Raw genomic sequence first — 21,521 nt, forward strand, 5'->3', positions numbered from 1 at the left:
TGGCTGAGATGAAAATAAAATGAAAAACCGCCTTTATCTTAGATCAAATAAAAATAATTCTCAATATACTATTAATATATTTTACTAAGGCAAGGCATTTCTTAATTGCCCTTGATATTCTGCTAATAACGCTTTTGCTTGATGAATATCTAGTTGAGCTAAAATCATCATAATCGCCACTTTGCTGTTATTTTCCGCCAATTTTAACGCTTTAATCGCTTTATATTCTGAGCAATCAGTGGCTTGCATCACAATACGAACAGCACGGGCTTTCAATTTTTCATTGCTGGCTTGCACGTCCACCATTAAATTTTGGTAGCATTTTCCCAACAAAATCATACTCGCTGTGGTGAGCATATTGAGTACTAATTTTTGGGCTGTGCCTGATTTCATTCGACTTGACCCCGTCAGCACTTCCGCCCCCACCACGGTTTCAATAGCAATATCGGCAAGTTCCGCCATTTTAGAATCAGGGTTACTGGCAATCGCTACCGTAGTCGCTCCCAGTTCATGGGCATATTGCAATGCTCCTATGACATAGGGTGTTCGACCACTCGCCGCAATCCCAACCAATACATCTTGCTTAGAAAAATCGATCTGTTGCAGATCAATTTTACCTTGTGCAAGATTATCTTCCGCCCCTTCGATTGGGTGACGTAAGGCTTGTTCTCCTCCCGCAATCAAACCCACCACCATAGCAGGATCAACCCCAAAAGTTGGGGGACATTCGGAAGCATCTAACACGCCTAATCGTCCACTGGTACCAGCTCCAATATAAACTAACCGACCGCCAGCTTGAAAGGCTTGCACAATTTTTTCTACTGCAACCGCAATTTGTGGCAAGCATTTTTCAATGGCTAGTGGCACAGTTTTATCTTGCTGATTGATTAAGCTAACAATTTCCAACGCAGTCATTTGATCTATGTTAGTAGATTCGGGATTGCGTTGCTCGGTGAGCATTTGCCCGAGAGCGTTGAGTAAGTTTTTTTCTGTCATTTTTGTTTCCTATTTTGGAAAAATCACCCCTAAACTCACCGCACTTTTTGCCCCCGTAACCGCAGGCAAGTTGCTCGGTAAATTGTTTATGCGTTGATAAGCCAGCCACGCAAAGGCAGCCGCCTCCATATAGTCCACATCAAACCCTACCGCATCGGTTTGTGCTACTTGCCATTGGGGTAATAACGCCGTTAATCGTTGCATTATTAACGGATTTTTCGCTCCACCACCGCAGACCAATAATTCACAAGGCAAATCTGTCTTTTCTAGTGTGAGTAGCTCATTCGCTATGCCTTGTACGGTAAATTCAAGTAACGTGCGTTGCACATCTTGCGATGAAAGTGCGGTGTGTTTTTGCAATTTTTTTTCTAACCAAGCTAAATTAAACAGCTCTCGCCCTGTACTTTTCGGCGGTGCTTGGCTAAAAAAAGGATCGTCTAATAAATCCGCCAATAAGCCCTGATCAACTTGTCCGCTGGCAGCCCAAGCACCATTTTTATCGTAACGTTTGCCTTGATGTTTTTCAATCCAACCATCTAACAGCGTATTACCCACGCCAACATCATAGCCGATAGTTGGACAATTTGGATTTAGCACAGAAATATTACTAATTCCACCGATATTTAAGATTACTCTTAGCTTATCTGATGTACTTAACATAGCCTGATGAAAGGCTGGTACCAGTGGCGCACCTTGACCGCCCACTGCCATATCTTTACGGCGAAAATCGCCGACAGTGGTTATGCCCGTTTGAGCGGCAACAATATTCATATCGCCAATTTGCATGGTGAAAGGATAAGCTGAATTGGGCGAATGCCATACGGTTTGACCGTGACAGCCAATGGCTAAAATCTGTTCCAATTTTAACCGCAGTTTAGCAAGAAATTGATTGACACACTCGGCATAAAGTACGCCCAGTTGATGATCTAGCTCGCCTAAATCTTGCAAACTGGTTTGTCCCGATTGCACAAGTGCGGTGATTTTTTGTCGAATTTTTTCGGGCATCGGTATGAAATTGCACGCGATGATTTTGGGCGGATTTAGTCCAAAATCTATTAATGCCAAATCCACGCCGTCAAGGCTAGTACCAGACATAATGCCGATATAGTATTGATGTTTCATAAGAGTTATTCATATAAAGGCGGACCACTATGTCCGCCTTGTTTTGTTTTTTATTATTAAAATGTTAATTACGCCAGATGCCAAAATGAACGTAAAAGATTGTTCGCCTGACATCTCTCTTGTTCTGTTGCATGATTTCTGATCGCTGCAATAATATCGGGGTCAAAAAAATCGGTAAGCTGTTGCTCGGTATTTTGTTCAGCCAAATGTTGCTGACGAATAGCTCGCATTTTGGCTAAAGGTGCGACATCTGTTGGGCGTCTAGCGGTGTTAAAATCAAATGGTTTTTCCATGTTCATACCCCCTTCTCTCGTATTTATTCGCCTGACGTGCCGTAATGATTCTATAACAATCATTTCGCACAGTCCATGTTACACATAATAGGCGGATTTTTGTGCTAAGTCCAATAGTAATGTAACGCCGTTCTCCATTATAATCCCTTGTATCTTCATTGGTATAAGAAAAATCATCATAAACTAAAACGGTTAAGGCTTCATCAAAAGATACGTTATGTTTTTGCCACACTAAATGGGCTTTAATACTATCCCACTCAAAGCAAATACCCTCAATGTATTTCCTTGTATTCATTATTTCATTCTCATTTTTATTTAATTGAATCAATAAATTGAATGAAATAAAAAAACATATCAATTTTTCACCGCACTTTTTGGAATAGAGATCACAAAGATTATTCTTATTAAATAAAAAAACGATCAGGTTTGCGAAGTTTTATGCGATATTAGATCATTTCACAAAACTTGTGTAAAATAGACCACACTTTAACCTAATTTGAGAAAGTAAAAATGACAAAATTAAGCGTAGTGATTCTCGCCGCAGGCAAAGGCACCAGAATGTATTCTGATTTACCTAAAGTGTTACACAAGGTGGCTGGCAAGCCAATGGTGAAGCACGTGATTGATACTGCCAAACAATTAAATGCTGAACAAATCCATTTAATTTATGGACACGGTGCAGATTTATTAAAACAACGTTTAGCAGATGAACCTGTAAATTGGGTTTTCCAAGCAGAACAGTTAGGCACGGGACACGCCATGCAACAAGCTGCACCATTTTTTAACGATGATGAAAATATTTTGATGCTGTATGGCGATGCCCCTTTGATTACACAGGAAACGTTACAAAAATTGATTGCGGCTAAACCGCAAAATGGTATTGCGTTATTAACTGTGCAACTAGACAATCCTACAGGTTACGGACGAATTATTCGTCAAAATGGTTCAGTGGTGGCGATTGTTGAACAGAAAGATGCCAATCCTGAACAATTAAAAATTAACGAAGTAAACACGGGCGTGATGGTATCAGACGGAGCGAGCTTCAAAAAATGGTTAAGCCGTTTAAATAATAACAATGCTCAAGGCGAATACTATATGACGGACGTGATCGGGCTGGCAAATCAAGACGGTTGTCAAGTTGCTGCGGTGATAGCAGACGATATTATGGAAGTAGAGGGGGCAAATAATCGTTTGCAACTCAATGCGTTAGAACGTTATTACCAACGTAAACAAGCTAGTCGTTTATTATTAGCAGGTGTGAGCTTGGCAGATCCTGAACGCTTTGATTTACGTGGCGAATTAAGCCATGGTAAAGATTGCGAAATTGATGTTAACGTGATTATTGAAGGTAAAGTTCAATTAGGCAATGAAGTAAAAATCGGAGCGGGTTGTGTACTGAAAAATGTGTTAATTGGTGATAACGTGGAAATTAAACCTTATTCAGTATTAGAAGATTGTACTATCGGTGAAAAATCCGCTATCGGACCATTTAGCCGTTTACGCCCTGGAGCAGAATTAAGTGCAGAAACCCATATTGGTAATTTCGTGGAAATCAAAAAAGCCACCATTGGTAAAGGCTCTAAAGTCAATCATTTGACTTATGTCGGCGATGCAGAAGTCGGTGCCAACGTTAATATCGGGGCTGGCGTGATTACCTGTAACTATGACGGTGCAAATAAATTTAAAACTGTGATCGGTGATAACGTGTTTGTCGGTTCTGATGCTCAACTGGTTGCCCCAGTAACGATTGCGAACGGTGCAACTATCGGTGCAGGAACCACTATCACCAAAAATGTGGAAGAAAATGAGCTAGTGATTAGCCGTGTACCACAACGCCACATTCAAGGTTGGCAACGTCCAACTAAGAAAAAATAGTGGGTTTGTTTATAGGATAAACGTTAATTTTTTCCTTTTTTGGAGAAAAATGTTGATATACGAGTCATGATATGAATTTCTACTTGATCCATATCAAAAAAATATATAAAAAATCAACTTTTTTTCAGAAACTTGATCTAGTTAACGTTTTTTCTTCTAAAAAAGTAATAGAATAGTCTATGTTTTATTTTTTAATTTCTAACTCTAATGAGGTAATTTATGACTGACTTAAACAAAGTAATCAAAGAACTTAGCGACCTTGGTATTAACGGCGTAAAAGAAATTGTTCATAACCCAAGTTATGAACTCCTATTCGCAGAAGAAACCAAAGAAGGTTTACAAGGTTATGAAAAAGGTATTGTAACCACAACTGGTGCAGTTGCCGTTGATACTGGTATTTTCACAGGTCGTTCACCAAAAGATAAATATATTGTTTTAGATGACAAATCAAAAGACACCGTTTGGTGGACAAGTGATGCAGCTAAAAACGATAACAAACCAATGAATCAAGAAACTTGGAAAAGTTTAAAATCATTAGTCACTAACCAACTTTCTGGTAAACGTTTATTCGTGGTTGATGCGTTCTGTGGTGCTAATGCTGATACTCGTTTAGCGGTACGTATCGTTACTGAAGTTGCATGGCAAGCTCACTTTGTGAAAAATATGTTCATTCGTCCAAGCGAAGCTGAATTAGCTAACTTCAAACCTGATTTCGTGGTAATGAATGGTTCTAAAGTCACCAATCCAAATTGGAAAGAACAAGGCTTAAACAGTGAAAACTTTGTCGCATTCAACATCACTGAGGGTGTTCAATTAATCGGTGGTACTTGGTACGGCGGCGAAATGAAAAAAGGTATGTTCTCAATGATGAACTACTTCCTACCATTACGCGGTATCGCATCAATGCACTGTTCTGCTAACGTAGGTAAAGACGGCGATGTTGCTGTATTCTTCGGTTTATCTGGTACAGGTAAAACCACCCTTTCAACTGACCCTAAACGTAAATTAATCGGTGATGATGAACACGGTTGGGACGATGACGGTGTATTCAACTACGAAGGTGGTTGCTATGCAAAAACTATCAACCTATCTAAAGAAAACGAACCTGACATCTATGGTGCGATCAAACGTGATGCGTTATTAGAAAACGTGGTAGTTCGTGCTGACGGTTCTGTTGACTTTGCAGACGGTTCAAAAACTGAAAACACTCGTGTTTCTTACCCAATTTATCATATTGAAAACATCGTTGAACCAGTATCTAAAGCAGGTCATGCGAAAAAAGTGATTTTCTTAACTGCGGACGCATTCGGTGTATTGCCACCAGTATCTAAATTAACGCCAGAACAAACTAAATACTACTTCTTGTCTGGTTTCACTGCGAAATTAGCAGGTACAGAACGTGGTATCACAGAACCAACCCCAACATTCTCAGCCTGTTTCGGTGCAGCGTTCTTAAGTTTACACCCAACGCAATACGCTGAAGTATTAGTGAAACGTATGGAAGCTGCTGGTGCAGAAGCGTACTTAGTCAACACAGGTTGGAACGGTACAGGTAAACGTATTTCAATCAAAGATACACGCGGTATTATCGATGCGATCTTAGACGGTTCAATCGACAAAGCAGAAACCAAAACATTGCCAATCTTCAATGTAGCAGTGCCAACTGCCTTACCAAACGTTGATCCTGCGATCTTAGATCCACGTGATACTTATGCAGACAAAGCACAATGGCAAGCAAAAGCAGAAGATTTAGCTAACCGTTTTGTGAAAAACTTTGAAAAATATACTGTAACTGCAGAAGGTAAAGCGTTAGTGGCAGCAGGTCCAAAAGCGTAATATTGACAGTTAAATAAAACGATTAAGTGCGGTGAAAAATTCTTTTGTTTTTCACCGCACTTTTTTGCTATTTACCTTTCCTTAAAACCGTTTTTCCACCTGAACATAGAAATTACGCCCTGGTCCGCCTGTGGCAGTAACATCTAATGTGCCGGCAGGTTTGTATTTTTTGTTAAATAGATTATTTACCCCAAACATTACTTTAAGATCTTGATCAATAAAGCTAAATCCAGTGTTTTTCGGTTGCCAAATACCGTTGAAATCTACTTGGGTAAAGCTGCCGTTGACATAGGAGTAATGCTCGCCTCTGGCATAATAATCAAAGGTATCAGCTTTTGGTTTAAACCAATGATTAACTTTTAATCCTGCGGTTAAATCCCAAGGGGTGTAAGTGTAAGTAACACCTGCGGTCAAGCGATCGGCAAAGGTGCTGACACGTTTTCCTGTTTCGGTATTGGTTAATTTCAAATGACCATAGCTACCGCTCAATAATAAATTGCCAATGGCATATTTAAGTTCAGCTTCTACCCCAGTACGTTTTACATTAGATACATTGAGATATTTAGCATACTGATTTTGAACTCTTGGATTCATTCTTTCTGGAGGTAAACCTAATTCTGGGATTGCCTGAAGGGAAATCATATCCTTGATTTTGCCGTTAAAGTAAGTGGTTTTGAAGTAAATCGCATGCCCTAAATCAAATAAATTGTTTTTGGACACCGAGAAGCCCACTTCATATTCTTTCGCAATTTCAGGTTTCAAATCTGGATTTGGCAGATAGAAATAATATGGATTTAACATACCATAAGGAGATGTTTCCGCTGGGGTTGGAGCGCGAAAAGTTTCGGAATAACCTGCCAGTAAATTCACGCCGTCCAATACTTCATAACTTAACGCAACACGTGGGGAGAAACGTTTTTTCTCGTAGGATTGTCCACCTTCTTTTTTCACTTCACGTTTAAATACATCATAACGTCCGCCTAAGGTGAAAGTGAAACGGTTAAATTGAATATTATCTTGGAAATATAAGCCAATATCGTGGCTAGTATTTGGGAATGAACCCATATCCGATTCACCTTCTAATGTGAAGAATTTGGCATCCATTTTTTTGTGTTTATAATCCGCCCCTAGTAGCAATTCGTGATCTAAACTGCCTGTTTGAAATTTGGCAATATTTTTGGCAGAAAAGCCGTAGCGTTTATCAATATTGGCATAGTCGCTTTTATAAGGATTGCCATAACCATCATCGGAACCTTCATTAATGCGGTGATATTTGGCTTCAGAATAAAATGCTCGCAATGTCAGATTAATCCACGGATTATCTGGATTATATTGATGGGTCAACACATAATCTTTTTGGGTCAGTTTGCCTCGTACTGGGTTATCTTCATCATAATCATGATATAACGTTTGCCAGCCTGTGTTGAGTTTGTCGGTGTAATTGAAAGCGGAAAGGGTTAAACGATTATCCGCATTAATATCCCAACCAAATTTGGCAAAATAACTATTAATTTTTTCATCATTTTTGTTATGCGTATCGCCATCTTGTCCGCCATCGGCAATTTTCACATTGCCATGTAAGGCACGTTTGGCGTGGAATAGTACATCTATTGGGGCAGAATTCGGGCGAGCATAAAGTTGCACCATACCGCTTCGCATATTATTGGATTCTAACCGTCCGCCAATGCTTGCACCATATTGTTGCCCTGGACGAAGATAATCTGCTGCTTCTTTGGTGGTCATACTGATAATCCCACCAATCGCACCCGAACCATGCAAAATAGAGGATGCCCCTTTGACGGTTTCCACATTTTTCAGAATATCCGTATCGGTTCTAAAACTGGAAATGTGGTTGGAAAATAGAGTTGGATCACGTGGCACGTCATCTTGTTGAATAATCACACGTTCAATATCACCGTAACCAAAGCCACGCACCTTAAAGTTTTGTCCGATTTGACGGCTCATATCTCGCCCAAAGGTAATATTTGGACTGTCGCCCAATACATCAATTAAACGGCTTTGAGCTAATAATTTATCCGATTCAAATTTGGTGGCTTGTCCCACAAATTTAGCACTGTCAGTGGCACTGCGGTTAGCACTCACAATGATCGGGTCAAGCACATTTTTGCATTGTTTTAGACTGGGGTCTTGTTGGCATTCTTCACTTTGAGCGGAAGCAAAACTACTAGGAAGAAACACAAGGGATAGGCTCATAGCGAGCGTAGAGAGGGCAAAATTTTTTTTCATTTTAAGCTCCAATTTAAGGTTGTTTAAAAAATAAACCGCTAAAATTTCGAGCCAATAATAATATTAATGATAACTATTATCAATAAATATTGCTAATTCTTTATAAAAAAGTGCAGTGAAAAAATTCTTATTTTTTGCACCGCACTTTTACGAACAGGTTATATTGGGAAAATTTACTTCGTTAACGCCCCTAAAATTCCCCTTGTAATCTGTCGGGTAATTTGAGAACGAATACTTCGTCCCACCGATTTACTTAAACCACTGACAATTTCTTCTGTTACGGTTAACTTTTCGCCACGTTTTTTAGTGCCAAAAATCATTCGACTCAATGAACCCAATACACCCTCGTTTTCTTGTTGTTCCGCTTGTTGGGCTTGTTGTTGTGCCACTTGATCTAAATTAGCTTGTTCCGCTAACATCTCAAAGGCAGAATGGTTATCTACATAATTGTTATAATAAGCAAATAAATCATCATCTTTAACCCACGTTTGACGTTGCTCTTGCGTTAATGGCGTAAGCTGGCTTTTTGGTGGATAAATGGTCGCAATTTCCACTGGTGTTGGCATCCCTTTTTCATCTAGGAATGAAACTAATGCCTCGCCTACACCTAAGGTGGTAATGGCTTCCACCACATTCACACCTTTATTGGCACGGAACGTTTCGGCTGCAGTTTTCACCGCTTTTTGATCTCTCGGCGTAAAGGCTCGCAACGCATGTTGGACACGATTACCCAGTTGACCTAACACAGTTTCTGGCAAATCTAATGGATTTTGCGTGACAAAATAAATACCCACGCCTTTAGAACGAATTAAACGGACTACTTGCTCCACTTTTTCAATTAAGACACTTGGGGCACCATCAAATAACAAATGAGCTTCATCAAAGAACATCACAAATTTTGGTTTATCTGGATCACCCACTTCAGGTAATTGCTCGAATAATTCAGCCATTAACCACAACAAAAAGGCACTGTACATACGAGATGAATTAATTAATTTTTCTGAATTCAAAATATTAATTACGCCACGTCCATCACGAGTTTGTAACCAGTCTTCCAAATTTAATGCAGGCTCACCAAATAATTTTTCCGCCCCCTCATTTTCAAGGGTCAATAAGGCACGCTGAATTGCCCCCACACTGGCAGCGGAAATATTGCCATATTGTAATTGAAATTCCTTAGCGTTATCGGCGAGATATTTCAACATCGCACGCAGATCTTTCAAATCAATAAGCAACAACCCTTTATCGTCTGCCACACGGAATAGAATATTTAATAAGCCTTCTTGAGTTGGATTGAGATTTAATAAACGAGAAAGCAACAATGGACCCATTTCCGAGATTGTGGTACGTAATGGAATCCCTGTTTCGCCGAATACATCCCAAAAAGAAACTGGATAACTGTTTAAATAGTTTTCACCACCTAAGCTAAATTGTTCAATACGTTCCGCAATTTTGCCTTGCATGGTGCCTTTCACCGTCATACCTGAAAGATCGCCTTTTACATCGACCAAAAATACAGGCACGCCGTTATCACTAAATTCTTCCGCTAATTTACGCAAAGTGACGGTTTTCCCTGTCCCCGTTGCCCCAGCGATTAAGCCATGACGGTTTGCCATTTTGGCATTGATCCCGAAACTGTGTCCCTCACTATTGCGTGCGATTTCAAATATATTCATGAAATATCCTTTATGTTGTAAATTTTGAGCATAATAAGAGAAAAATGACTGTTAGTCAAAAAATGAGATTTTGTGATCTTGATTCCAAAATCTAGCAAAAAATCTCGACTCTTTTCCTTTCGACTTATAACCTAAAATTTCCGAAAAACCAACCGCACTTTTATCATTCTCATGCAAAATATCGAACTCTTATTACGTCTAATGCAAGTACCTAATCTTGGTGCAAATGCAATTCAAGAAATTTTAACTCAAATCACACCACAAACCCTGTTAGATTACGATGAAACCGCTTTTCATCACATTGGCTGGCAAGCAAAACAAATTCAACGTTGGTTTCACCCAGAACAAAAATATATTGAACCACCACTGGAATGGCAACAAGCTGATACAAATCATCATATTGTGGCTTACTATCAAGCAGAATATCCGCAATTATTAAAGCAAATTAATTCCGTTCCGCCCTTGTTGTTTGTAAAAGGCAATGTGGAAAATCTAAATCTGGCTCAACTGGCGATTGTAGGTAGTCGGGATTGCTCTAATTACGGTGAATATTGGGCTAAATATTTTGCCACAGAATTGATTCGATCAGGATTTATTGTTACCAGTGGATTAGCGATTGGAATTGACGGTTTCGCACACAAAGCAGTGGTTGAAATGCAAAGCAAAACGATTGCTGTATTAGGCAGTGGATTACAACAAATTTATCCCAGTCGGCATAAAGGATTAGCGGAACAAATTCTAGTTAATAATGGCACGTTGGTATCAGAATTTTTACCCAACCAACCGCCCGTTGCCACTAACTTCCCAAGACGAAACCGCATTATTAGTGGCATGTCGCAAGGCGTGTTGGTAGTTGAAGCAAATCAAAAAAGCGGATCACTAATTACCGCCCGTTATGCCCTAGAGCAAAATCGAGATGTATTTGCCTTACCTGGTAATTTGCATAATCAATATAGCCAAGGCTGCCATCATCTGATTAAACAGGGGGCAAATTTAGTGGAATCGGTGCAGGATATTATTGAAAATCTCGCTCCTTATTCGTTACCCATGAATGGCTTTGCTCCCAACACGACTAGTCAAAATACAGAGTTACCTTTTAATGTTATTGAGCCAACATATCCTGATTTATATGCTTTAATCGGCTATAACCCCATTAGTATTGATGAACTGGCGGAACAGTCCAAAATTTCAGTTGATGTCCTGTTAGGGCAATTATTGACGCTAGAATTAGAAGAACTTATTGAATGTGAAAAGGGGCTATATAAACGACGATTATAAGAACCATCTAGCATAGGGCTAGAAACAGCAAACCCCACGCTGTGTAGAGTGGGGCTTACAAAAAGGAACTGGATTATGATAATTAAGTTGTTAATCCTTGTTATCTTATTAGCTATGGCTCTACCCGCCTACTAATAATTTAACTAAAGTCCTAGTGGTAGTAGCAGCTACCGCTAGGCAGTTCCTAAATACTAATCAATTTTTACGCTAAATGCAACATCTTATTTTCGACTTATGGCGATAATCTTTCTATCACCCAATGCTCTTTTTCCAACCGATAACGAATACGATCATGTAGGCGGCTCGGGCGACCTTGCCAAAATTCGATCATTTCAGGAATCACGACATAACCACCCCAATGTGGTGGACGTGGCACATTTAATGGGTGTTTAGCTGCTATCTGTGCCGCCTTGGCTAATAACACATTTTTGCTAGAAATCACCGCACTTTGCTCACTCGCCCATGCCCCTACTCGACTGGTATAAGGACGTGATGCAAAATATTCATCGGATTGTACAGCGGGTAATTTTTCCACTCTGCCTTCAATTCTGACTTGTCGCTCTAACTCGCCCCAAAAGAAATTTAAAGCCGTAAACGGTGTATGTTGCAACGCTCGACCCTTTTGACTGTGATAATTAGTAAAGAAAACAAACCCTTGCTCATTCACTTCTTTTAACAACACCACTCGGCTAGTTGGCTTACCTTGTTCATTCACCGTTGCCACATTCATTGCGGTTGGCTCACATACTTTGGCTGTTATCGCTTCATTTAACCAATGTTCAAATTGTTTTAATGGATCGGCAAGGCATTGTTTACGAGATAACGCCTGTTTACTGTAATCTTCTCGAATATTGTGTAAATCCATCTTTTTATTCCTAATTTAATCCAAGCTATTCATTGCATTAATCAACCTAATTTCGTCAAAATGACGCACATCTTCGGCTAAAATAGGTATTTCTTGCAGTCTGCTTTGTTGTAACAAAAACTCTCGTTGCGTACCTTTTAATAATGGCGTATTAGGTGTAAACCAATCTTTTCCCTGACGAAACACTAAATTGCCAATACTACAATCGGTAACGTGACCTTTTTTAATAATCATAATTTCATCAGCCTGACCTTTTTGCTTAACTAATTGATTGAGCAGGGAACGATCCTGATATTTCAATGAATAATCTATATCGTCACAAATCACAGGTTGAAAATAACGATAGATTTTGCGTTGATAAGGGAAAAATTGCACAGCATAATGTTGATGATTATAAGCAATACGACAACGAATTAATGGGCTATCAAGTGCGGTGTAAAATTGACTATTTTCTGCAATAATTTGCCAAAGATCGTGAATTTTAACCGCAGTTCCACTATAAAATAGCGATAATGATTTCTCATAACGCTGTTGATGTAAAGCGATATTTCTAACCATCCCCTGTTCAAGACAAATGGTTTCAAATAACGGAAATATCATAATGCTTTCCTTAATGGGATATAAATTTTTTGCAATAATTCCGCATATTCTTGCTCTAATTGGCTTTGCCTTGTGATGCCACCACCACTACGAAAAAGCATTTTTTCACCACATTGTTCAATAAACCGAATAGCTACTGCACTGTCTATGTTCTCACCGTCAAAAATACCAAAAATGCCCGTATAATAACCCCGTTCTTTCTTTTCCGCTTGTTGGATAATTTCCACCGTTTTTTCTTTAGGCGCTCCACTAATTGAGCCAGCTGGCAAAAGTTTGGCTAAAATAGTCCCGACATTTTCTTGCCAATTTTCCGAGAGTTCACCGACAATTTCCGAACTTGTCTGTAAAATCGCCCCTTTTTCGGTTTCAATGCGATCCACATAACGAAAACGGCGAACTTCAATATTTTCCGCCACTGTGGCTAAATCATTTCGCATTAAATCGACAATCGTGTAATGCTCTGACTGCTCTTTTTGAGATGCCATTAATTGTTGTTCTGCATTAGGTAACGTAGCGTCAATAGTACCTTTCATGGGATAAGTAACAATTTGATTTTGTTGTGTTCTGACAAAACATTCTGGCGAAAAACAAACAAAATGATTTTGATAATAAAGTTTGTACTTTGCTTGAGCTTGCTCGAAAACCTCTAATAAAGAAAAATTAGTTTTTATTTCAGTAGGATAAGTAAGATTTAACAAATAGGAATTACCTTTTTGCAAGGCTTGTTGAACGACTTCAAAACCCCATTGATATTCACTTTTTGACATGGCAAGTGCGGTTAAATTTAAGGCTTTTTTTGACCGCACTTTTTCAGTTGGATAATTCGTTTTTCCTTGTAAATCAAAAAATATCCCTTGTTTTTCCATTTTCTCAAGGGGCAGAATCAGCGGTTTTTTCTGTTCAAAATCAATCAGAAAGAAAAATGGTTGGCGTTGTTTCCCAAACTGATTGGCTTGTGCAATAAAAGCGTTAAACGGCATAAAAGAGTAGGGTCTGTTGACCTTAAATAAATCAAACAAAATATGCTCAAGTTTAGCCTAATCATTTATAATGGCAAGCGTTTATTTTTCTACTCAAAAGACCATGACCAAACTTGCTATTATTAATAATCACGATTCTTTCACCTATAATTTAGTGGATTTAATCCGCCGTTTACATGTGCAATTCGATGTGATAAATGTGGAAAATTTAAGCCTTGATAGGCTTGAAGATTACAGTCATATTCTGATTTCACCTGGTCCAGATATACCGAAAAGCTACCCACAACTTGTTGCTATGCTAACACGTTTTTACCAACAAAAAACGATTTTAGGGGTGTGTTTAGGTCATCAGACAATTTGTGAATTTTTTGGGGCGACATTGTTTAATTTACCCAATGTTCGACATGGTCAAAAAAGCCATTTAAAAGTGCAATCAAATTCGGTTTTATTTCAAGGTTTACCCAACCATTTTGAGATTGGCTTATATCACTCTTGGGCAGTTTCAACAGAAAATTTCCCCACTGAATTAGAGATTACCGCTATTTGCGATGATAAGATTATTATGGCATGCCAACATCGCACCTTACCGATTTTTGGGGTGCAGTTTCACCCAGAATCCTATATGTCGGAATATGGTCTGTGGATACTCAAAAATTTCTTAAATTTGGAATCCAGATCATACTTTTCAGAAAAAGATCAAAAAAACACTTGATACTGTTTTTAATAACAGATAATATATGCTCAAATTTACAGTTTAACAAACATCCAAAAGGGTCACACAATGGCTAAAGATAACAAAGCGAAAGCAAAACCAACGGCAAAAGAAAATAACTCACAAGAAGACAAAGCAAAAGCACTGGCAGCCGCTCTCGGTCAAATTGAAAAACAATTTGGCAAAGGCGCTATTATGAAGTTAGGCGATTCACAAACCCTTGATGTAGAATCTATTTCAACAGGTTCAATCGGTTTAGATGTAGCATTAGGTATTGGTGGTTTGCCAATGGGGCGTATCGTTGAAATCTTTGGTCCAGAATCATCAGGTAAAACTACATTAACCCTTTCCGTGATCGCACAAGCACAAAAAGCAGGTAAAGTCTGTGCCTTTATTGATGCGGAACATGCCTTAGACCCAATTTATGCAGCAAAATTAGGGGTTGATGTCAAAGAACTGTTTATTTCTCAACCTGATAATGGTGAACAAGCCCTAGAAATCTGTGATGCCTTAGTACGTTCAGGGGCGATTGATGTGATTATTGTGGACTCTGTCGCTGCATTAACCCCAAAAGCTGAAATTGAAGGGGATATGGGCGATTCTCACGTTGGTTTGCAAGCCCGTTTAATGTCACAAGCGTTGCGTAAATTAACCGGTCAAATTAAAAACTCTAACTGTTTAGTAGTGTTTATCAACCAAATTCGAATGAAAATCGGTGTGATGTTTGGCAATCCAGAAACCACAACTGGCGGTAACGCACTAAAATTCTATTCATCTGTACGTTTAGATATTCGCCGTATCGGTGCAGTGAAAGAGGGTGATGAGATTATTGGTAATGATACTCGGGTCAAAGTAGTGAAAAATAAACTTGCAGCTCCGTTCCGTCAAGCCGAATTCCAAATTCTTTATGGTGCGGGTATCTCGAAAAATGGTGAGCTAATTGAACTTGGTGTTAAACAAAAATTAGTCAACAAATCTGGGGCTTGGTATGCTTACAATGGTGAAAAAATCGGGCAAGGTAAAGCGAATGCGATCAAATGGTTAGAAGACAATCCTGAAGCAGCCGCAGAATTAGAAGATAAAATTAAGACAGCTTTATTAGAAAATCCTGAACAAGCCTTGTTGCCAGCGGATGATAATGATAAAGATCAAAGTGATGAAATAAATGACGAAGTAAATGATTTAGATTTCTAAGTATTACACACATATATCCCAAAGTGCGGTATTTTTAACCGCACTTTTTTCAACTATGCAGGGAATAATCCATGTCATCTCTCGCCCTAAATTATCTGATTAACCTACTGGCTCGCCGTGATTACAGCGAATATGAAATTCGTTGCAAAATGCAACAAAAAGCCTTTAGCCAAGAAGATATTGATCAGGCACTAGCACATTGCCAACAACGCCACTGGCAAAGTGATCAACGTTTTGCCGAAAATTACCTGAATTTTCGAGCCAATCGGGGTTATGGTGTAAATCGAATTAAACAAGAATTACGCCAATTAAAAGGGGTGAGTTCGCAGATTATTCAAAACGTAATCGAGCAAAGCGAAATAAACTGGTCAGATATTGCATTAAGCGTTTTAAACCGAAAATTTCCCCAATATCAACAAAAATTGGATATAAAAACCAAACAAAAAATCTGGCGTTATATGCTTTCACATGGTTTTTATGCGGAAGAATTTGCAGACTATATCGGTTCTAGTAGCGACTATTAGCAAATAGCAAGATTGGCGGAAAGTAATGGGAGTTGAACCCACCTAGGACTGCTGGCAGCCCTAACAGGATTTGAAGTCCTGCCGCATCACCGGATACGCCTACTTTCCAAAATTGATGGCAACTTTAGCATAATGTCATTTTTTGTCAAACAACCTTTTTACCCGATTAATAACCCCTAAAAAGGATATTCTTGCAACAATCCCTTTTAAGGGATATAATGCCAAACATCCTTTTCAAAGTATAACGAATAAATTATGGCATTAAGCATCACTAGCGCAAAAGCATTAGCACAGGTTATTCGGGAGTTTCGTTATCAAGCCGAACTTTCTCAAGTGGATGTGGCGAAGCGAGCTGCCACCAAGCAAGCAACAGTTTCCGTGTTTGAAAACAATCCTGAAAGTACAAAATTAGAAACTTTGTTCAAAATTCTGACGGCACTAGAATTGGAACTTATCGTACAATCTCGCCCAACGCAAGGGCAAATATTAGCCACGAAAAACGATGACACAGCGACAATACTCGGCATGGCGGAAGAAAGTGCAATATATCACATTAGTGACGATGATGAGATTTGGTAATGGAAAATATACTTAATATTGCTATGAATGGCATTCACATTGGTCAATGGCGTAAATTAGCTAATGGTGCAACGGAGTTTCAATATAGTCCAAATTGGTTAAATTCCCCCCGCTCACGAGCTATTTCGCTTTCGTTGCCATTGTCGAATAAAATTTACAAAGGCGATGTGGTGTTTAACTTTTTTGATAATTTATTACCCGATAATGATCAGATTCGTTCTCGGATCCAACAACGTTTTCAAATAAATACCAAAACACCTTTTGATTTACTTTCCGCTATTGGACAAGATTGTGTCGGAGCAATTCAGCTCTATCGAGATTTACCTTATTCTATTCGGCAAGTAAATGCTACGTCATTGAATGAGCATGAGATTGAAGCATTATTAAAAAATTATCAATCTCTGCCGTTGGGAATGGAGCAAACGGATGATTTCCGCATTTCGCTAGCTGGGGCACAAGAAAAAACAGCGTTACTTTTTCACGAAAATCAATGGAAACGACCGCACTACTCTACGGCAACTAGCCATATTTTCAAGCTCCCTATCGGACTGGTAGCACAAGGTCAGCTTGATCTTTCAATGAGTTGCGAAAATGAATGGCTTTGCCTTGAGATTTTGCGTTTATTCGGCTTGGACGTTCCTAATGCAAAAATTCGTTATTTCGGTGAAACCAAAGTGTTAATTGTAGAGCGTTTTGATCGCCGCTGGGCAAAGTCGCAAAATTGGCTGGTACGTTTACCACAAGAAGATCTTTGCCAAGCCTTGAATATTGCCCCTGCTCGAAAATATGAATCAGACGGTGGAGCAGGGATTCTCACCATTATGCGATTGTTAAATAGTTCTGCAAATCCGCTTAATGACCGCAAGGCTTTTTTCAAAGCACAGATTTTATTTTGGCTTTTGTGTGCTATTGATGGGCATACGAAAAATTTCAGCCTTTTTCTTGAACAAGGCAACCGATATCGCTTAACCCCATTTTATGACGTGATGTCAGCTTATCCATTGATTAATCCAAAAGGATTACAACGTCAAAAAATTAAAATGGCAATGGCATGGCACGGTGAAAATAAGCATTATTTATGGGACAAAGTCCAACTCCGCCATATTTTCCAAACTGCAAAACTAGCTGGATTTGCCAAGGAAAATGTTGAAGAAATTCTACATGAGATTAGCCAAACACTGCCGCGTTTAGCTCAAATTCCGCATCGCCATCTTCCCGATTTTATCGCTGAACCAATTTTACAAGGGTTGGAAGATAAGGTAAAAAAGGCGTGGTAAGTTATAGTATAATACCCCAACGTTCAACAAAACAGGACACAAAATGACCGCACTTTTTCAACAATTACCATCAGTAGATAAATTACTCAAAACACCGCAAGGTGAATTGCTAGTGGATCAATTTGGACATACGGCGGTCGTCAATATGATTCGTCAGATTTTGCAACTGGCTCGAGAGCAAATCAAAGAAACACAGCAACTTCCCAATTATTTCAACGATATTGACCATACAATTACGGAAATTCGTCATCAATTAATTCAACAAAACCAAGTACAAATTAAATCAGTGCATAACCTAACAGGCACCGTGTTACACACGAATTTAGGGCGTGCATTGTGGTCTGAAACCGCTCAACAAGCCGCTGTAAATGCTATGGCAGGTAATGTGGCATTGGAATATGACTTAGAGATAGGAAAACGTAGCCATCGAGATCATTATATTAGTGAATTACTTACTCAACTGACGGGAGCGGAAGCAGCTTGTGTCGTGAATAATAATGCAGCTGCAGTATTGTTAATGCTTGCCACCTTTGCACAAGGCAAAGAAGTGATTATTTCTCGTGGAGAACTGATTGAGATTGGCGGTGCATTTCGGATTCCTGATATTATGGCTCAAGCAGGATGTACACTGGTAGAAGTCGGCACCACTAATCGTACGCATTTAAAAGATTATCAAAACGCAATCAACGAGAATACTGCTTTTCTGATGAAAGTACATAACAGTAATTATCAAATTTGTGGTTTTACCCATTCAGTTGAAGAACATAAACTTACCGAATTAGGTAAGCAATTTAATATTCCTGTGATTAGCGATCTTGGCTCTGGAGCATTAATTGATTTAACCCAGTACGGCTTACCAAAAGAACCAACAGTACAGGAAAAATTGGCACAAGGCGTGGACTTAATTTCTTTTTCTGGGGACAAACTGCTCGGCGGTGTGCAAGCTGGTATTATTGTGGGTAAGAAATCTCTTATTGATCAATTACAAGCACACCCACTTAAACGCGTTCTACGTTGTGATAAAGTGATTCTAGCTGGCTTAGAAGCCACCTTACGCCTGTATCTACAACCTGAAAAATTAATCGAAACCTTGCCAACCTTACGCTTACTCACTCAATCCATAGCACAATTAAATGAAAAAGCGGAACGAGTGAAAGAACAATTATCGCAACATTTACCCGAATTTTCCCTGCAAATCGAAGCAAGTTATGCACAAATTGGTAGTGGTTCACAACCGTTAGCCAAAATTCCATCGGTTGCAGTCACCATAGCAAACCAAACTAACGGAAAATTAACCGCACTTTTACAACGGCTAAAACAACTACCAACGCCAATAATTGCCAGAATGGAACAAGATAAAATTTGGTTGGATATACGTTCATTAGCAAATGTCGATCACCTGTTAGAGAGTTTACAAGCCTTATGATTATTGTTACTTCTGGTCACGTTGACCATGGCAAAACCGCCTTGTTGCAGGCATTAACTGGCACAAATACTGCTCATTTACCCGAAGAAAAAAAACGTGGAATGACCATTGATTTGGGTTATGCTTATTTGCCCTTAGGTGATAAAACACTTGGATTTATTGATGTTCCCGGTCACGAAAAATTTTTGCCGAATATGTTGGCTGGCTTGGGGGGAATTCATTATGCCATGCTGATTATTGCCATTGATGACGGGATTCAAGCTCAAACAGTGGAACATTTAGCCATTTTACGTCAGTTGCAACTCAATAAAATTCTGATCGTCTTAACCAAAGCTGATAAAGCGAGTTCAAGCCAGATCGATGCACTTAAACACACAATCAAAGCTAATTACCCCTCTTTAGCCGATAGCCCAATTTTCGTCACATCTGCGACTACCCAACAAGGCATCGCCGAATTACGTGATTTTTTAACTACACTGCCAAATTTAGCTGACCCCAATAAACCTTTCCGCTACGCTATCGACCGTATTTTTAGTGTAAAAGGGGCTGGTACAGTGGTCACTGGTACAGCATTTAGTGGTAAGGTAAACATTGATGATGAATTGTTTTTATCTAACGGCGAAAAAGTACGCGTGAAAAATATTCACGCCCAAAATCAACCGAGCAAACAAGGGTTGGCAGGACAACGGTTAGCATTAAATATTCATACTGATATTGAGCGTAGCTCAATTCAACGGGGGGACTGGTTATTTAATCAACCACCACAATTTGCCACAGATCGCATTACCGTTCAGCTTAATCCAGAAATACCTTTAGCAGAAAACCAAGCGATACATCTTTATCATGCGACTAATCATACTGTTGGTAAATTGTCTTTGCTCACAACAAAAACGTTACCACCACAAACACAAGCCTTAGCAGAAATTATCTTAGATAAACCGCTATTTTTGAGCTTTGCGGATAAATTAATTTTACGCAGTGGCGATAATAAGCAATTAATTGCTGGAGCAAAAGTCATCGAAATTAACTCGCCCAAACGCCATAAACGCAGTGAAGTGCGGTTAAAATTCTTACAGAATTTGCAACAAGTAGAAAATATCAATGACCGTATTGCACTATATTTACAACAAACAGCCGTTGAAGTGTCTTATTTATTATGGATTGAACAGTTAAATGAAGCGGACTTAGCCACCATTTTGCAACAAAATCACGCTGTACGTTTTCAGCAGTGGTGTTTTAATCAAGATTATCAAGCAGAAAAAAATCAGCAAATTTTGACCGCACTTTCCAATTATCATCAACAACATTCCGATCAAGTCGGCTTAGGCAAAGCTCGTTTATACCGCATTGCCACACTTAATCAGCCTGAAAAATTGATCTACCATTTTATAGATGAATTATTGACTCAAGGAAAATTACAACAAACCCGTGGCTGGTTGCATTTGCCTGAACATAAAATTGAGTTTAATGCAGAAGAGCAAGCCTTATGGAAATTGGTACTAGACGAATTTGTGCAACAAAATGGTCAACCGTTGTGGGTGAGAGATATGGCAAATGCCTTATCCATTGATGAAAACCAAATGCGGAATTTTTGTTATAAAGCGGGGAAATTAGGCTATTTAACCCCGATTATCAAGGATCGTTTTTTCTTAACCGAAAACCTATATGCCCACGCCAAAGTCATCAAGCAATTAATTGCAAAACAAGGGGATATTTGTGTCAATCAATTACGAGATGAACTCCAATTTGGACGCAAACTCACTGTGCAATTAATTGAATATTTTGACCGTTGCGGATTATTAAGACGTAAAGGCAATGTACATATTTTGCGAGATAGGGAAATGTTTGATTAATCAATATGGCTTAAAGCAAAATGACCGCAAATGTGCGGTCATAATTAACTACATACCAAGTCGGCGATGGTTACAGGCTTCCTTTAGAGCTTTTCTTAAATCTTTGACATATCTGACTTGTTGTATTTTCAAATATATCTTTACCAACAGATTCGGAAACCATTTCTTAGGTTCTACGTGTTCTGTGA

Annotated in this window: 19 protein-coding genes and 1 tRNA gene; 10 read left to right on the plus strand and 10 right to left on the minus strand. The window is 39.0% G+C overall.

Annotation, left to right across the window (positions count from 1 at the left end; translation table 11 throughout):
- Positions 1–84 precede the first annotated feature (84 nt).
- The 4 genes from murQ to O1Q81_RS01310 all read right to left on the minus strand — a co-directional run bounded on the left by murQ (position 85) and on the right by O1Q81_RS01310 (position 2,706).
- Positions 85–996 (minus strand): N-acetylmuramic acid 6-phosphate etherase, encoded by a 912-nt coding sequence (gene murQ / locus O1Q81_RS01295; protein ID WP_386691849.1) that lies wholly within the window; start codon positions 994–996, stop codon positions 85–87.
- 9 nt (positions 997–1,005) lie between these two features.
- The gene (locus O1Q81_RS01300; protein ID WP_386697803.1) at positions 1,006–2,118 is read right to left on the minus strand and encodes an anhydro-N-acetylmuramic acid kinase; all 1,113 of its coding nucleotides are present in this window, start codon (positions 2,116–2,118) and stop codon (positions 1,006–1,008) included.
- A 68-nt stretch (positions 2,119–2,186) separates the two neighbouring features.
- Positions 2,187–2,411: a hypothetical protein gene (locus O1Q81_RS01305; protein WP_386697805.1), complete on the minus strand. Its 225-nt coding sequence runs from the start codon at positions 2,409–2,411 to the stop codon at positions 2,187–2,189.
- A complete protein-coding gene (locus tag O1Q81_RS01310) occupies positions 2,395–2,706 on the minus strand; it encodes a BrnT family toxin (RefSeq protein ID WP_386697807.1) in 312 nt (103 codons plus the stop codon). Before O1Q81_RS01310 ends, O1Q81_RS01305 begins: the two co-directional genes overlap by 17 nt.
- 215 nt (positions 2,707–2,921) lie before the next feature.
- Between O1Q81_RS01310 and glmU the strand changes: the two genes are divergently transcribed.
- Both glmU and pckA read left to right on the plus strand, forming a co-directional pair.
- Complete coding sequence (gene glmU / locus O1Q81_RS01315; protein ID WP_386697809.1) at positions 2,922–4,286, plus strand: bifunctional UDP-N-acetylglucosamine diphosphorylase/glucosamine-1-phosphate N-acetyltransferase GlmU; 1,365 nt, start codon at positions 2,922–2,924, stop codon at positions 4,284–4,286.
- Positions 4,287–4,505: 219 nt separating this feature from the next.
- Entirely contained in the window at positions 4,506–6,122 is a 1,617-nt protein-coding gene (pckA, locus tag O1Q81_RS01320) for a phosphoenolpyruvate carboxykinase (ATP) (protein ID WP_386688832.1), read from the plus strand.
- An 81-nt stretch (positions 6,123–6,203) separates the two neighbouring features.
- Here pckA and O1Q81_RS01325 read toward each other — a convergent pair whose 3' ends face one another.
- Together O1Q81_RS01325 and O1Q81_RS01330 are read right to left on the minus strand one after the other, a co-directional pair.
- Complete coding sequence (locus O1Q81_RS01325) at positions 6,204–8,369, minus strand: TonB-dependent receptor domain-containing protein (protein ID WP_386697811.1); 2,166 nt, start codon at positions 8,367–8,369, stop codon at positions 6,204–6,206.
- A gap of 173 nt (positions 8,370–8,542) precedes the next feature.
- Positions 8,543–10,045: a helicase HerA-like C-terminal domain-containing protein gene (locus O1Q81_RS01330; RefSeq protein WP_386697813.1), complete on the minus strand. Its 1,503-nt coding sequence runs from the start codon at positions 10,043–10,045 to the stop codon at positions 8,543–8,545.
- Between the two features lie 171 nt (positions 10,046–10,216).
- Between O1Q81_RS01330 and dprA the strand changes: the two genes are divergently transcribed.
- Positions 10,217–11,323 (plus strand): DNA-processing protein DprA, encoded by a 1,107-nt coding sequence (gene dprA, locus O1Q81_RS01335; protein WP_386697815.1) that lies wholly within the window; start codon positions 10,217–10,219, stop codon positions 11,321–11,323.
- Between the two features lie 232 nt (positions 11,324–11,555).
- On the opposite strand, the gene pdxH is transcribed toward dprA, so the two are convergent.
- Genes pdxH through O1Q81_RS01350 form a run of 3 tightly spaced genes read right to left on the minus strand, consistent with a single transcriptional unit; the run spans position 11,556 to position 13,768 of the window.
- Positions 11,556–12,188, minus strand: coding sequence for a pyridoxamine 5'-phosphate oxidase (gene pdxH / locus O1Q81_RS01340; protein WP_386688824.1), 633 nt, complete (start codon positions 12,186–12,188; stop codon positions 11,556–11,558).
- Positions 12,189–12,203: 15 nt separating this feature from the next.
- Positions 12,204–12,788 (minus strand): aminotransferase class IV family protein, encoded by a 585-nt coding sequence (locus tag O1Q81_RS01345; RefSeq protein ID WP_386697817.1) that lies wholly within the window; start codon positions 12,786–12,788, stop codon positions 12,204–12,206.
- Positions 12,785–13,768, minus strand: a complete 984-nt coding sequence (locus tag O1Q81_RS01350) for an aminodeoxychorismate synthase component I (protein ID WP_386697819.1) — start codon at positions 13,766–13,768, stop codon at positions 12,785–12,787. The genes O1Q81_RS01345 and O1Q81_RS01350 overlap by 4 nt, the downstream gene beginning before the upstream one ends.
- Before the next feature lie 70 nt (positions 13,769–13,838).
- Here O1Q81_RS01350 and O1Q81_RS01355 point away from each other — a divergent pair, with 70 nt between their 5' ends.
- The 3 genes from O1Q81_RS01355 (at position 13,839) to recX (ending at position 16,198) form a co-directional block, all read left to right on the plus strand.
- A complete protein-coding gene (locus tag O1Q81_RS01355; RefSeq protein WP_386697821.1) occupies positions 13,839–14,480 on the plus strand; it encodes an anthranilate synthase component II in 642 nt (213 codons plus the stop codon).
- A gap of 69 nt (positions 14,481–14,549) precedes the next feature.
- Positions 14,550–15,674 carry a recombinase RecA gene (gene recA / locus O1Q81_RS01360; RefSeq protein ID WP_386691867.1) on the plus strand — a complete coding sequence of 375 codons (1,125 nt, stop codon included), beginning with the start codon at positions 14,550–14,552 and terminating at the stop codon, positions 15,672–15,674.
- Positions 15,675–15,745: 71 nt separating this feature from the next.
- Positions 15,746–16,198, plus strand: a complete 453-nt coding sequence (gene recX / locus O1Q81_RS01365) for a recombination regulator RecX (protein ID WP_386697823.1) — start codon at positions 15,746–15,748, stop codon at positions 16,196–16,198.
- A 13-nt stretch (positions 16,199–16,211) separates the two neighbouring features.
- Here recX and O1Q81_RS01370 read toward each other — a convergent pair.
- Positions 16,212–16,306, minus strand: a tRNA-Sec gene (locus O1Q81_RS01370).
- A 147-nt stretch (positions 16,307–16,453) separates the two neighbouring features.
- On the opposite strand from O1Q81_RS01370, the gene O1Q81_RS01375 reads away from it, so the two are divergent.
- The 4 genes from O1Q81_RS01375 to selB are packed head-to-tail and all read left to right on the plus strand — an operon-like array spanning position 16,454 to position 21,333.
- Positions 16,454–16,777: a helix-turn-helix domain-containing protein gene (locus tag O1Q81_RS01375; protein WP_386697825.1), complete on the plus strand. Its 324-nt coding sequence runs from the start codon at positions 16,454–16,456 to the stop codon at positions 16,775–16,777.
- The gene (locus O1Q81_RS01380) at positions 16,777–18,054 is read left to right on the plus strand and encodes a type II toxin-antitoxin system HipA family toxin (RefSeq protein WP_386691871.1); all 1,278 of its coding nucleotides are present in this window, start codon (positions 16,777–16,779) and stop codon (positions 18,052–18,054) included. Before O1Q81_RS01375 ends, O1Q81_RS01380 begins: the two co-directional genes overlap by 1 nt.
- Positions 18,055–18,097: 43 nt before the next feature.
- A complete protein-coding gene (gene selA, locus O1Q81_RS01385) occupies positions 18,098–19,480 on the plus strand; it encodes an L-seryl-tRNA(Sec) selenium transferase (protein ID WP_386697826.1) in 1,383 nt (460 codons plus the stop codon).
- A complete protein-coding gene (gene selB, locus O1Q81_RS01390) occupies positions 19,477–21,333 on the plus strand; it encodes a selenocysteine-specific translation elongation factor (protein ID WP_386697828.1) in 1,857 nt (618 codons plus the stop codon). The genes selA and selB overlap by 4 nt, the downstream gene beginning before the upstream one ends.
- The last annotated feature ends 188 nt before the right edge of the window (positions 21,334–21,521 follow it).

Origin of the sequence: Lonepinella sp. MS14436, assembly GCF_042470565.1 — a bacterium.
In the GTDB taxonomy this organism is placed as follows: domain Bacteria; phylum Pseudomonadota; class Gammaproteobacteria; order Enterobacterales; family Pasteurellaceae; genus Lonepinella.

What these genes read in the sequence shown, in the direction of transcription:
- murQ (WP_386691849.1), bottom strand. Translation starts at nt 996, where the DNA reads ATGACAGAAAAAAACTTACTCAACGCTCTCGGGCAAATGCTCACCGAG.
- O1Q81_RS01300 (WP_386697803.1), bottom strand. Translation starts at nt 2,118, where the DNA reads ATGAAACATCAATACTATATCGGCATTATGTCTGGTACTAGCCTTGAC.
- O1Q81_RS01305 (WP_386697805.1), bottom strand. Translation starts at nt 2,411, where the DNA reads ATGGAAAAACCATTTGATTTTAACACCGCTAGACGCCCAACAGATGTC.
- O1Q81_RS01310 (WP_386697807.1), bottom strand. Translation starts at nt 2,706, where the DNA reads ATGAATACAAGGAAATACATTGAGGGTATTTGCTTTGAGTGGGATAGT.
- glmU (WP_386697809.1), top strand. Translation starts at nt 2,922, where the DNA reads ATGACAAAATTAAGCGTAGTGATTCTCGCCGCAGGCAAAGGCACCAGA.
- pckA (WP_386688832.1), top strand. Translation starts at nt 4,506, where the DNA reads ATGACTGACTTAAACAAAGTAATCAAAGAACTTAGCGACCTTGGTATT.
- O1Q81_RS01325 (WP_386697811.1), bottom strand. Translation starts at nt 8,369, where the DNA reads ATGAAAAAAAATTTTGCCCTCTCTACGCTCGCTATGAGCCTATCCCTT.
- O1Q81_RS01330 (WP_386697813.1), bottom strand. Translation starts at nt 10,045, where the DNA reads ATGAATATATTTGAAATCGCACGCAATAGTGAGGGACACAGTTTCGGG.
- dprA (WP_386697815.1), top strand. Translation starts at nt 10,217, where the DNA reads ATGCAAAATATCGAACTCTTATTACGTCTAATGCAAGTACCTAATCTT.
- pdxH (WP_386688824.1), bottom strand. Translation starts at nt 12,188, where the DNA reads ATGGATTTACACAATATTCGAGAAGATTACAGTAAACAGGCGTTATCT.
- O1Q81_RS01345 (WP_386697817.1), bottom strand. Translation starts at nt 12,788, where the DNA reads ATGATATTTCCGTTATTTGAAACCATTTGTCTTGAACAGGGGATGGTT.
- O1Q81_RS01350 (WP_386697819.1), bottom strand. Translation starts at nt 13,768, where the DNA reads ATGCCGTTTAACGCTTTTATTGCACAAGCCAATCAGTTTGGGAAACAA.
- O1Q81_RS01355 (WP_386697821.1), top strand. Translation starts at nt 13,839, where the DNA reads ATGGCAAGCGTTTATTTTTCTACTCAAAAGACCATGACCAAACTTGCT.
- recA (WP_386691867.1), top strand. Translation starts at nt 14,550, where the DNA reads ATGGCTAAAGATAACAAAGCGAAAGCAAAACCAACGGCAAAAGAAAAT.
- recX (WP_386697823.1), top strand. Translation starts at nt 15,746, where the DNA reads ATGTCATCTCTCGCCCTAAATTATCTGATTAACCTACTGGCTCGCCGT.
- O1Q81_RS01375 (WP_386697825.1), top strand. Translation starts at nt 16,454, where the DNA reads ATGGCATTAAGCATCACTAGCGCAAAAGCATTAGCACAGGTTATTCGG.
- O1Q81_RS01380 (WP_386691871.1), top strand. Translation starts at nt 16,777, where the DNA reads ATGGAAAATATACTTAATATTGCTATGAATGGCATTCACATTGGTCAA.
- selA (WP_386697826.1), top strand. Translation starts at nt 18,098, where the DNA reads ATGACCGCACTTTTTCAACAATTACCATCAGTAGATAAATTACTCAAA.
- selB (WP_386697828.1), top strand. Translation starts at nt 19,477, where the DNA reads ATGATTATTGTTACTTCTGGTCACGTTGACCATGGCAAAACCGCCTTG.